The 12,551-nt window shown below is 64.4% G+C and carries 8 protein-coding genes; 1 reads left to right on the top strand and 7 read right to left on the bottom strand.

The window, feature by feature from the left end; translation table 11 throughout:
* Positions 1-56: 56 nt before the first annotated feature.
* The 7 genes from QWZ14_RS01560 to QWZ14_RS01530 all read right to left on the bottom strand — a co-directional run bounded on the left by QWZ14_RS01560 (position 57) and on the right by QWZ14_RS01530 (position 11,438).
* The gene (locus QWZ14_RS01560) at positions 57-1,964 is read right to left on the bottom strand and encodes a glycosyltransferase family 2 protein (RefSeq protein ID WP_290314795.1); all 1,908 of its coding nucleotides are present in this window, start codon (positions 1,962-1,964) and stop codon (positions 57-59) included.
* Between the two features lie 57 nt (positions 1,965-2,021).
* Entirely contained in the window at positions 2,022-3,266 is a 1,245-nt protein-coding gene (locus QWZ14_RS01555) for a polysaccharide pyruvyl transferase family protein (RefSeq protein ID WP_290314794.1), read from the bottom strand.
* A 199-nt stretch (positions 3,267-3,465) separates the two neighbouring features.
* Positions 3,466-4,578: a hypothetical protein gene (locus QWZ14_RS01550; RefSeq protein ID WP_290314793.1), complete on the bottom strand. Its 1,113-nt coding sequence runs from the start codon at positions 4,576-4,578 to the stop codon at positions 3,466-3,468.
* 189 nt (positions 4,579-4,767) lie between these two features.
* A complete protein-coding gene (locus QWZ14_RS01545; protein WP_290314792.1) occupies positions 4,768-6,315 on the bottom strand; it encodes a glycosyltransferase family 4 protein in 1,548 nt (515 codons plus the stop codon).
* Positions 6,312-8,477, bottom strand: coding sequence for a glycosyltransferase (locus QWZ14_RS01540; RefSeq protein ID WP_290314791.1), 2,166 nt, complete (start codon positions 8,475-8,477; stop codon positions 6,312-6,314). Before QWZ14_RS01540 ends, QWZ14_RS01545 begins: the two co-directional genes overlap by 4 nt.
* A 679-nt stretch (positions 8,478-9,156) precedes the next feature.
* The gene (locus tag QWZ14_RS01535) at positions 9,157-10,818 is read right to left on the bottom strand and encodes a thiamine pyrophosphate-binding protein (protein ID WP_290314790.1); all 1,662 of its coding nucleotides are present in this window, start codon (positions 10,816-10,818) and stop codon (positions 9,157-9,159) included.
* A gap of 2 nt (positions 10,819-10,820) precedes the next feature.
* Positions 10,821-11,438 (bottom strand): SRPBCC family protein, encoded by a 618-nt coding sequence (locus tag QWZ14_RS01530; protein WP_290314789.1) that lies wholly within the window; start codon positions 11,436-11,438, stop codon positions 10,821-10,823.
* Between the two features lie 145 nt (positions 11,439-11,583).
* On the opposite strand from QWZ14_RS01530, the gene QWZ14_RS01525 reads away from it, so the two are divergent.
* Entirely contained in the window at positions 11,584-12,549 is a 966-nt protein-coding gene (locus tag QWZ14_RS01525) for a Bug family tripartite tricarboxylate transporter substrate binding protein (protein WP_290314788.1), read from the top strand.
* Positions 12,550-12,551: the final 2 nt, after the last annotated feature.

Genomic DNA, 12,551 nt, shown 5'->3' with positions numbered 1-12,551 from the left:
CTCAGGATATGCGTTCGACTAAACCTGAAATGCTCTAATATGCTTCGCGTGGTAGATCATGATGCCCACAAACTTTGGCTATCTGTCACGCCAACTTCAGAGAGTTTATCAATCAGTCCAGAAAAGCGGAAAGAATTCTTCTGCAAAAATCGTTCCATGTAAGCTGTTTCACCCTGCAGGATAAAATCTGCCAGTCTATTTTTTCCAGCTAAGGCTTTCAGTTCATTCGGATTGTCAATGTTGAAGAACGGCCTCAGTTTGTTTTTTGAATGCTCTAAAATCACACCGTAGGGCTTATAGTGAAAATGCAAGAAGACTAGCTTTGTTTCCAGTTTTACATTGGTGTGCAGGCTTTCTCCCATATGGTACCCGCGATCCATACCTTTAAAGGTTCCGGAGCGGAAAAAAGTCTTTTTATGCGCTACTCGTTCGAACTCTTCTGGGCGACCCAGAATGTTGTTGTAGGCTACGCTGATTCCGAGCGGAGCTGATGTATTTTTAAGTTCGCTGAAAACAGAAAGAATTTCTTCCCGGTTAATGCTGACTTTTCCAGGATCCTGCTCAAGAGCAAGAAATTCATCACAGTCTATCGGAATGATGAAGTCATAATCACCTAATTTTTCAAGCGTCTTTATTTTTTTCCCGAGAAGTACTCCCTTCCTTCTGAAGTCAACACCTGATTGCGCCGAGTAATCTACGTTTAAACCTTTATTTTCGTATTCGTAAAGGGTGCTTAAAACCTTTCGATCGGTGGATCCATTGTCCCAAACAAAAATATTTTCAAGCCCGAATTGACCGCTGTGGTATTCTAACCATGGACGAAGGAGTGAGGTTTCGTCCCGCTGCATCATCAGAAATGCAATGCGGGGAAACTCATTACATTTTTTTTGTGGAATTTCCATTAAGCGTCGACGTGCAATGGCACCGCTTTCTAAGATGCTTGATCGAACTGTTGAAAACTGTGTCAGCCAAGCAAGTTCAGTTTCGGTTCCGACTGTTATGCCCTGTAAGATACGGCTGGGACGGCCAGCAACAGCAAGGGAGAATGCTTCCAGCAATCCGTAATCTTGGAATGGGTCTTCAAAAAACCGGCGCTCGGCGTTGTCATTGAAGGTTTGCGTAAAATGTTTTTGAAGATAGTTATGGTTATCGTCTAGACAATCGGCAGATTGCCGGTCCCAGGTCACACCGGAACGCACTTTATGAACAGGCGAACCAGAATAGACTGAATGTTCCATGAGCTTCCCATGCACTACGGAGCCTTGGCCAATAACACTATGTGTGCCAATCTCGGTGCCCTTGTTTAAGGTGCATGCACGAGATATCCATACATGCGGATGCAAGATCACTGCGCGTGGATGATTGATCCTCGATTTTGTTTTTAGATCATATATTCCGTGCGAGTCGCTGGTTCGAATGAAGACCTGAGTTGAGAGCATGGAATCACTCCCAAGAACCAAGCAGCTATTTTCTTGTACGCAGAAATTGCAACCTGCTTGTGCAGTTGTGCCTGGCGACAGAACAACAAACCCGTGCTGACCGTACAGATGCATAAAAACGCCATCAAGGCGACAATTAAACCCGACAGCAACAACGTTTTGTTTCGCATGGCACGCGATATCGCAGGAAGATAAAATGGCATCTTTACCAATAAAAATAAGAGCGTCATTAGCGCCGCTGATGGTAACGCGATCAAATTTGCACCCTTTGCTTACGAAAACCCTTGCTTTGCTGTTTTTTATGGTCAAACCGGCAGCGGCTGCATTTGTTATCTCTAGATATTCTTGAAATGGCTCAATAGATATGCCGTTATCTTGTCCCTCAGTGTAAAGACCTAGTAATTGGCATATAAGATATGCTGCCGTGGGCGCATCTGCGTTAGGTTCCTTAAAGCGACTCCACAACAGTGGTGCCTGGGCCTGAATGCAATCCAATAGCTGTTTTTCAAAAACTTCTGAGCTCATTGTGCTGCCTTTCTGCGGTGGGTTACCGGGAATAGTTGTTTTGGAAGTTTGTGGTCCTCAGATAGCCAGCCCTCTGAGCCCTTTTGTGATTTCAACATCTGCAGCATCAAAAATGGAAATGTAGGAGCGGCACAATTGCTGCCGACAAGCTCGAAATTTTTCTTCATCAAAAGAAAAATAGTCAAAAACATTACCCAGCGTTAATCCACCTTGAATATCTTTGTAGTGACAAACCGGAATGCCCATCGTCTCGCACATTTCTTGTGTCCGACTGTCATGCGCAATGCAGGCGGCAGGTACTCCAGCCTGAATAGCCAGCATCGCACCATGAAAGCGGGTGCCTACGACAAAATCGAATCTTTTGACGAAATCCATCCAAGCTCTGACGTCATAAAATGCGTATGCGTACTGACGGCACCAGGTTATAAATTCATCCATTTTCTTTGACGGCGCGATGTAGTTTCTGCATAATTCCAAGATATCGGCAGGAATCAAATCGAATTCATTGCGCGCAATCTGAAGCATTTGCAGGCCATGCTGGACAATATAAGCGCCTCCTGTTACGGAAACCATATCAGCCAAGTCTTGTTCTAGTTTGGAAAGAGATGGAATAAAAGGTATTCCCGCAGTAACTGCAACATTTCGAGGCCTGGATCTGAAACCTTTGGCAAGTTGCGCGATAATATCGGTGTTGAAATTTATGAAGTTCGAGGGGCAGCCGGTTACTATTGCGCTACTCTCAAACCCAAAACGAGAGATCTGATATTTTGTGTATTCGCCTCTAGTTCCAATGTTGGCGGAGGCCGATGGAGCAAGTTTTGCGATTGTCTCAAGCCATTTGGTCGTGCCGGCGGTCAACACTACATCACTATCTTTGCTGTCAGTCTGAGCACCGAGACCCACGCCAATGACTGGCAGGTTGATTTCGGCAAGGCGGTCGGCTGCATGAGCGAGGTCAGTGTGCTTTCCAAGTTGGTTTGCGAGAGGAAGGATAATTATATCGCCTTGCTTTTTGATTTCAGTTGTCGGCGTAGAGAACGATAGAAACTTGGGGTTTACTAATTGATTGGCTACACCGAACCTGAAGGCTAGGTTCCCTGAATTCCCTCCAGTTTCATCGAATAATTCTTTGGCCGTTTTCCTATGATAATCCATGATATATGGATTTCCGCCAAGAATAATTGGTCGGCGCATTTTTATCTCCCGGAATAAGTACTGTTTAGCTGAAGCGGAAAGCACCCCTTGCATTGCGGAGATGTCTTTGTTGGCTTCTGGTATTTGATGGCGAGCCAGCAAATGCATCGGCCGCGAGGCCACTTCTTCAAATGTCCGGACGTCCTACATCAAGTCCGAAGAGCGGCTCTGCACATTTCGCCATTCGCAGCAGTGGCATGGCTGAACCAAAGAACATTTCTGTCCAAGCCCGTTACCACTCAACCATTGCCGTTCCGGTTTCGACATTAAAGACCACCATGCCTCAACGCCGTCATCACCCCCCCCCTCACACTCTCGCCATCGCGCCCGAGCCATGCCGCACGGAGAAGGTCCCCGCCCCGGCGGCAAGGATCGCCACCGGGCTGACCCGCGCCGGCGCGCACCAGGTCGTCAGGCCGGTCGCCCCGTCCGGCGTGCGCAGCCGGTACAGCGTCCCGGGCCCGATCAGCGCGACGTCCTGCGGCCCGATCTCCACCTGCGCCACCGACAGGGCCTCGCCCAGCGCCAGCTCGATGCCCGCGCCCGCGCCGGCGGTCAGCCAGCGGGACTGGCCGGCCCGGGTGAACTCCGGCAGTTCATGGCTGCCTCGGATCACGTCCAGCAGCACCGGCCCGGACCCGGCGCAGGTCACCAGCGCCAGGCATTCGGCGGGGGAGGTCAGCGCCTCCGCCGCGCTCGGCTGGCCGAAGCTCCCGGCCCGGCCGCGCGACAGCACCGTGCGGTAGGCCACCGGGTTGTCGTCCAGCGCGGCCCGCGCCACCCGCACCACCGCGTCCCGGAACAGCATGGCGGGCAGCCCCTCGAGCAGGCGGCGCGCCGCCCCATCGGCCTCCGGGTCGAGCGGCGGCCCGGCCTCCAGGCTGTCGAGCAGGTCCAGCTCGGTGGGGCCGAAGCCCGCCGGCGCCAGGGCGCCCCGGAGCAGCGCGTAGCCCTCGAAGATCAGCGTGCGGAGCGGGGCGGCCAGCTCCGCCGGGGTGGCGCCGGAGGCCACCCGCCCCTGCAGCAGCCGCGCCGCGTCGGTCCGGTCGGTCCAGAGGCCGCCGAAGACGCTGCGGGGCCGGCCGGCCCCGGGCGCATGGGCGAAGAGGGAGCGGAAATAGTCGCCGAAGCCGGTCAGGTTGGTGCGCGGCAGCTCGACGTCGCCCCCCTGCGGCTTGATCGCCAGGAAGGGCAGGGACGTCGGCTCGACCGGTGTGGAGAACACGATCTCGAAGCCGCAGCGGCCGTCGCCCAGGCCAACCGCGGCCAGGTCGGCCCGGTACAGCTCGGCCAGGGCCTCGCCGACGATGCGGCCGTCGAGCAGGGCCTGCACCACGAGCGGTCGGCCCTCGACCGTGTCGAAGATCCAGCCCGATGCACCGTCGGCACTCAGATGGTCGACGGAACCACGCAAGCTCATGGGGGAAGTCTCCGGTATCGCTGATGGTGCGCCACGGGGGCGGCGGGGCATCCGGGCGCCGCCCGGGCGGCGGGAGGCCGGCCACGCGGGCAGGGGCCTGTCGCCTGTCATCCGTCCAGGGCCATCCGGGCAGGCAGCAACGACCACTGGTCCAACCCCCTGGATATGCTGCAATGCGGCATTGTCGACTCAGACTCCGGCGGGCCTTTGACGTGCTGGGACAGGCGTAGCGGCAACCCCCTTGACCTCCTGTTGTCGGTCGGCCGAAAGCCCGCCCAAGGGCTGGCCGTGCTGCGGCGCCCAGGCGGCGGGCCGGCCGATCTCGTAGACCTCGCGCGTCGCCCGGACCGTCTGCTCCAGCGTCGGCGGCACGGACAGGGTCTGCTGCAGGGCGTCCAGCCGCTCCGGCCTCTCGGCCAGGTCGCGGAGCAGGTCCGCCAGCGCGAGGCCGCTGCGGGCCTGGAAGTGGAACCCGTCCACGCCGTGCCGCACCTTCTCCGCCATGCCGCCGATATCGGAGGTGATCACCGGCCGGCGGGCGGCGAAGGCTTCCTGGATGACCAGGGGCGAGTTCTCCCACCAGATGCTCGGCACCAGCACCGCGTGGCAGCCCTGCATGAGCGCATGGACCTTGCGGTTGTCGTAGGTGCCGCGGAAGGCGACGACGGACCGGCTCGCTTCCAGCCGGCGCTCGATCTCCTCCCGCAGGACCGGCGGCTGGTTGCTGGCGTCGCCGTGGATCTCGAGCCGGACCGGGCGCCGCTTGGGGGGGCGGCGCCGCAGCTCCGCCGCCGCATCCAGCAGCACGCCGACGCCCTTCAGGGTGGAGAGCTGGCCGAAGAAGCCGATGGTGAGGGTGGCCGGGTCCGGCATCGGCGCCGGCGCGCCCAGCAGGGGCGGCTGCCCGTTCTCGATCACGCTCAGCCTGGCCGCGTCGAACCCCCAGTCGACATAGCGGTCGGCCAGGAACTGGCTCGGCGCGATCAGGTGGTCGGCGAGGTCGAGGAAGCGCCTCAGGTACAGCTTCCTAAGGAAGAAGTCGTTCTCGCTGCGCTCGGGGAAGCATTTGGCGCAGCTCCGGGCGGAGGATTCCTCGCAGAGCTCCAGGCTCGGCCGCTTCACCATCTGGCCGAAGTGGTTGCAGATCGCCAGGAATTCGTGAAGCGTGACGATGATCCGGGCGTTCGGCAGCACCTGCCGGATGTGCAGCAGAGCCTCGACGCCGATGTTGGCGAAGTGGTGGAAATGGATGATGTCGGGCCGGAGCTCGGTCAGCAGCAGCCGGAATTCCTTGGCCAGGTTCCCGTTGTTCGCGCTGTGCGACCAGTGGTCGTAGGCCGCGTCCCCCAGCACGAACTCGTCCGGCCCGAAGGGCTGGAACACGGCAGCTCCGAGCGGGGCCGAGACCTTGCCGCCCGAGGCGGCCACGAACCAGGCGCGCACATCGGGCATGGCACGCAGCGTCTGGTACATCTGGTAGGCGGCGATCTCCGCCCCGCCACGCGACACCCGCGGATGCATGTGGGAGACGACCACCACCCGGAGCGGACCGGGCGGGCCGATCGGCGCGGGAGCGGCGATGTCGCCGGCCCCGGCTTCGGTCTGCACGCCCGGGTCGAAGGCCGCGCCCGCCAGCCCGGCCTCGGCGCCGGCCGGAGCCGGCGGGGAGGGAACCGGGGAGAGCATGGCGGCGGGGCCGGGCTTCCGGCCCGCCCGGCTTGCGAAGCTCTTCCTCATCGGCCTGGCTCCCTGGCGAGGACCCTGCCGGCGTCACGCGCCGCCCCAAGCCGCCTGTTGAAGGTCCAGGCATTCAGCAGCGTTACGTTGTGCCGCCAGGCATTGGCCGAATCGCCCTGCGACTGCCGCTCCAGGTGGTAGGCGCGCGCCCGGCTGTCGACCGCGCAGCGCAACCCGCGGCGGACGATCCGGTCGCAGAGATCGGCGTCCTCGAAGTCGCCGATGACGTAATCCGGGTCGAAGCCGCCCAGCTCCATGGCGAGGTCCCGTGCCAGCAGCATGCAGGCTCCGGTGATGGCCGGCGACGGGATCAGCCCTGCCGTCCCGGCCGGCAGCAGCCGGCCCTTGCCCGGATGGGTCGGGAACAGCCAGTCGCCGAACTGGGGCAGCGCTTCGTAATCCATGCTGGCATGCTGCACGGAGCTGTCGGCGAACAGCAGCAGCCCGCCGACGACGCCAAGGCCGGGATCGGCTTCCAGGGCCCGGACCAGCGTGTCGAAGAAGTCGGTCCTCTCCGGGAAGACATCCGAGTTCAGGAAGCAGACGTACCGGCCCTGGGCGTGCTGCATGCCGAGGTTGCTGGCGGGCCCGAAGCCGCGGTTCTCGGCCGGGAGGATGATCCGGAACGGCACCTGGAAGCTGGCATGGGCCGAATGCGCCATGTCCAGCAGCAGGCCCTTCCGCGCCGGCTCGTCCAGCACATAGAGGATCTCGTCCTGCTCGAGGCCGCCGGCGCTGAACAGGGCGAGCTGGTAGCGCAGGAAATCCAGCCGCCCGTAGAGGGGGATCACCAGGCTGCAACGGGGCGAGGCCGGGGGCGTGCCGAAGGTGGCGACGCTCACCTCCATCGGCCTTGCCAGGCGCCGGCGGTTCAGGTCGAGGATGGGGGGGCCGAAGGTGTCGAAGACGCGCTGGACCTCGTCGGCGGGGATCAGCGTCGCGCCCAGCACCCGGCGGATGGCCGCGACGCCCGCCCGGCTCGGCGGCGGCAACGGCTTGAAGACGATCTTCCCGGTGGCCAGCCTGACCTCCAGGAAGAACGGCCCGCGCTTCGCCGAGCCGGTATCGGCGAAGGCGATGAAGCCCGCCCGGCTGTCGGTGATGCCGTACTGCTTCGCATAGGCCTCGACGATGTCGTTGCGCTCCAGCGCAAGCCTCGCATCGGCCAGGGGGCGGGAGGAGGAGGCGCAGCAGCACAGGTGGACCGAGGTGACCAGGTCCTGAGTGTCCAGCATCCAGCCGAACAGGAACGCGGCGCCCGGCCTGACCTCGATCACCTCGTCCACCTCGACGTGGATCGGCAGGCCGAGCGGGGTGAGGGTATCCACGCCGAGGTAGATCGGCCGCTTCAGCAGCGCCTGCAACTCGGCGGTGTCGCCGCTGAATGCGCGCTGCAGGGTGTCGCGCAGCATCTGGACGGCCTGGAGCTCGGTGCTCGGGCCGACGCCGGGCGACGGCACGATATGCAGCGGGCCGCCCTGGGCCGGTGCCAGGCGCAGCCGGTGCAGGACGGGGGCGCCGTCAGCGCCCGGCATCGCACCCGGCACGAACATGACGTAGCCGGTGCCTATGTCGCCGAGGTCGCTGCGCTTGTGCCAGGCGGTCAGCGGAATGCCGGCGACCTCGCCGTCCTCGAACACGGCGGTCACCACGGAGCGGTGGACGTCATCCCAGGGAGCGCGGACCCAGCCGAAGAGGATGATGCCGCCGAAGCTCGGGATGTAGGAGAACGAATCGATGTAGCCGATCTCGGAAGCGGTCTCCGGCCCATCGACGCCAGGCGCCTGCCGGGGCGATGCCGGATCCTCCGCCTCGAGGTCCAGCCGGCCGGCGTGGCGCATCGAGATCGAGGGCTGAATGAACAGGCTGATGTCGCCCAGGATGGCGAAGCGATCCTCGATCCGGAGCACCGGCTCCGCCGCGGCGCTGATGCGGATGCCATTCCCGTGGATGAACACTTCGATGCTGACGTTGCTGTTGCCGTCGTCCGTGGCGACGGGAATCTTCTCTTCCTTCCCCCAGACCCCGCCGATGAAGCTGTTGATGACCAGCTCGCTCTCCTCGGATCGGATCTTGATGTGCAGCACGACGTCGTCGTTCCTGACGAAATTGACGCTGTCGCCGCGCTTGATCGCGATATTCGAGAAGGTGAAGGCCAGCATGTCGCCGGCGCCGATATGCAGCTGCCGGAGGCCCGCATCTCTCACCGGTTCGGATACGATATCGGACAAGATACTGCCCCATCGAAAGATCGGTCTTCGATAATGCGGCGGTGACAATACGGGTCTGATGCCGGTTTGGGCTTTGCCGTCGGGATTACATCGGAGGAGCCTCGTGGATGTCGGCGCTATCCCTGCCCGGGGATGCAGGACTGCCGGATGCCTGCTGCCACCGCGCTGGCCGGCCGGCGCGCAGGGCCGGCGTCCCGGGCTTCAGCACGGCATCGGCGCCGGGGGATGCCGGCACCCGGAAGGGGCGAGCGGCAGAGGGCCTGCATCAGGCCGGGCCTTGCCCGCGGAAGGGGCGGCACGGCAAGCCCGCGCGGGCGGATGCCCTGATGGGACCTGGTGGAGTTCCAGCCCGGCAGGGTCGCCTGCTCCTCGCCACACTGAAGGCGCCATGCCCTAGCTCTCCAGTCATTTCATATCGAAAACGATACTAAGAAGATGGAGGCAGTGGCGCAACCTTTCATTGATGATTTGATGTCAAATCGCACTGTAGTTTCAAAATGCGATACCGCCGGTCCTGTGTCGCAGCCCGTCGGCGAGGCCGGCTCGCACCGCCGCCAAGCCTTCGGCGGGCCTCAGCCAGCCGCGGCACCCGCCGCGAGCCGGGCGGCCCTCACGCCTCCCCGTAGTGGATGCGCCGGTACGGCCGCGACACCACCGTGTCGTCGGTGTGGATGTCCCACAGGCTCGCGCCGTTCGCCGCCTGATGCGCCTCGAACATCCGCCCCATGCCGCCGAGGCTCGTCACCGCCGAGCCGCGCACCCCGAAGCCGGTGGCGATTCCCGCGAGGTCGCCGCGGCCATGGATCACCAGCGCCGGGTCCAGCCCGTTGGCGCGGAATTTGTGGATCTCGGCGCCGTAGCCGCCGTCGTTGATGATGGCGATCAGCAGGCGGTGCCCCTCGCGCCGCACCGTCTCCAGCTCCTGGACATGCATCAGCAGGCTGCCGTCGCCCTCGATCAGCAGCACCTTGCCGTCGCGCCGCGCCGCCGCCACGCCGATCGCCGCCGGCAGCCCGTTGCCGATGGCGCCGAAGTCGGCGATGACGTGGTAGCGCTCGGCCGCCCGCCCGCGGAGGTGGGTCAGCGCGATGCCGAAGTAATGCCCGGCGCCGATCACCACCTCCCAGTCCTTGGGCACGATGGCGTCCAGTTCCATGATCGCCTTGCGCGGATCGACCACGCCGGGGGCGATGGCGAATTCCTTGCGGTCCGGCCGGTCGGCGGCGATCGCCTCGGCCAGTCCCGGGGAACGGTAGCCGGGCTTGGTGATGCCCCGCTCCCGCAGCGCCGCGGTGATGGCGGCGGTGCCGGTCGCCGCATCCGCCCGCACATGCAGATCCGCCGTCCGCAGCCCCTGCCACAACCCGCGCGGGGCGATGTCGAGCTGGACGATCCGCGCATTGGGAAAGAGGTAGCCGCTCTCGGTGGTATAGGCGCCGAGCCCGACGCCGATGCCGATCACCAGGTCGGCCTCGGCGAATTGCTCCCGCGCGAAGTCGGAGGAAAAGGCCCCGGCGATGTCGAGGCTCCAGGGGCTGTCGTGGAACATCCCCTTGGCCTGCAGCGAGGTGGCGACCAGCGCGCCGCATTGCCCGGCCAGCGCCTCCACCTGCGCCTTGGCCCTGGCCAGCTTGGCGCCGCGCCCGGCGATGATGACCGGCTTCTCGCTTTCGGCGATCATCTGCACCAGCCGCTCGGTGATGGCGGGGTCGGGGAGCGGGCCTTGCGGGATCGGCAGATAGTCGGCCGAGGGGATGTAGTCGGCCATGAAGGGATAGGCCTGCTTCTGCAGGTCCATCGGCACGCCGAGCACCACCGGCCGCCGCTCCAGCGCGGCGATGTGGAAGGCCTCCCGCACGTTGTCCAGCGCGCGGTCATGCGACCTCACCGCGATGTAGTGGGCGCCGGTCGCCAGGGCCAGCGGCGCCATGTCGATCTGCTGCACGTAATAGGCCGCCAGCATCGGCGAATCCCCGGCGAAGACCACCAGCGGCACCGAGGCCCGGGCGGCGATGGCCAGCGCCGTCATGATCTGGGTGAAGCCCGGCCCACAGGTCGTCGAGGCGACGCCGACCTTGCCGGTGGCGCGGGCATAGCCGTCCGCCATGGCGACGGCGCAATGCTCGTGCCGCACGTTGACCACCTGCATGCCAGGGCGCCGGGACATCGCCTCGGTCCAGTACATGTTGGCGTCGCCCATCAGGGTGAACAGCACCTCGCAGCCCTCGGCGGCGAAGGCCTCGGCGAGCACGTCGGACAGCTTGGCGGCCATGATCAGGATCTCCCTTTGGACAGCAGGCTACGGAGGAAGGATTGCAGGGCGCGCCAGAAGAGGCTGAAGGCGCTGAGCTCGGCCGCCTGGCGCGGCGGTGGGGGTGGCGTCGGCGAAGGTGCCGCGGCGGGTGCGGCCTCGGGCGCCGCCGCCGGCTCCGGCTCGGCCGGCGCCCGCTCGGCCACCAGCTTCGCCATGTTGGCCGAGAATTCAGCCAGCAGCGCGCGGGCCACATGCACCCCGCCGGCATTGGCGAAGGTCTCGAGCGGCCCGGTCACGGTGAAGCTGCCGGCGACGGCCAGCCGCGTCGCCCCGCCCTCCGCCGCCGCCTGCACCGTGGCGGCGGCGAGCGCGCGGGAGGCACCGCGGCCGTCGATCCCCCGCCCGTCGATGCTGCAGCGATGCGCCGCATGGTCGTAGGCCAGCGTCGCTTCGCCCTTGAAGGTCGCGACCGTCGGCCCGAAGCGCACCTTCACCGAGCCGCGCCACAGCCCATCCCCCTTGTCCGGGGCCAGTTCCGCCCCCGGCACGCAGGCGGCGACGGTCGCCGGATCGCTCAGCAGCGGCCAGACCACGTCGAGCGGCGCGGGGATGGTGATCTCTTCGGCAATCTCGGGCATCGCGTTTCCATCGCCGTGCATCGGGCGGGTGCAGCCTGCGGAACCCGGGCCGACTGCGCAAGTCGGGCGACCGAGCAAAGCTGGGCAGCCGCCGCCACTGCTGGCAGGATCAGCCCCTGAGAAACCAAGGGGAGGAACGGGCGCCATGAGGCTCACCCGCCGCGGCCTCGCGCCGCTGATCGCCGGCCTCACGCTCGGCCGCGCCCAGGCCCAGGAAGCCTGGCCGAACCGCCCGCTGCGCGCCATCGTCGCCTTCCCCGCCGGCAGCGGCACCGACAGCCTGGCCCGCTTCTACGCGGAACGGCTGGGCCGCAGCCTCGGCCAGCCGGTCACGGTCGAGAACATGGGCGGCGCCAATGGCGCCATCGCCACCCGCGCCGCCGCCCGCGCCGCGCCCGATGGCACCACCCTGTTCTTCGGCACTGTCTCCACCCATGCCGCCAACCCCAACCTGCTGCGCGACCCCGGCTACGACCCCATCGCCGATTTCGCCCCGGTCTCGCTCATCTCGATCAATGCGCTGGCGCTGCTGGTGCGGGCGGATTTCCCGGCGACCGACCTCGCCGGCTTCCTCGCCGAGGCCCGGGCCCGGCCGGGCCAGCTCAACCACGGCGTCGGCAATGCCGGCGGCATCGCCGGGGCGCATCTGCTCGCCGCCGCCACCGGCATCCGCACCGAGCAGGTCACCTATCGCGGCACCCCCGCGGCCATGACCGACCTGCTCGGCGGCCGCCTCCAGTACATGGTGGTCGATCTCGGTCCGGCGGTGGCGCACCTCCGCGCCGGCAGCATCCGGGCGCTCGCCGTCACCACCGCGCAGCGGATCGAGCTGCTGCCCGAGGTGCCGACCCTGCAGGAGGCCGGCCTGCCCGGCTTCGACTTCGCCTCCTGGAACGCCGTCTGGATGCCGGCCCGCACGCCGCCCGCCATCATCGACCGGCTGAACCGGGAGATCGTGGCGATCGGCGACAGCGCCGAGGCGAAGCGTTTCATGGCCTCGCTCGGCATCGCCTCCACCACCAGCACCGCGGCCGCGCTCGGCGCCTACAATGTGGCGGAGCTGGCGCGCTGGGCGCGGATCGTGGCGGAGGCCGGCATCGCGCAGGAATAGGC

This window comes from Paeniroseomonas aquatica, from assembly GCF_030409335.1.
GTDB classification, from domain to species: Bacteria; Pseudomonadota; Alphaproteobacteria; order Acetobacterales; family Acetobacteraceae; genus Belnapia; species Belnapia aquatica.
This window is presented reverse-complemented; position numbering and strand designations above follow the sequence as displayed.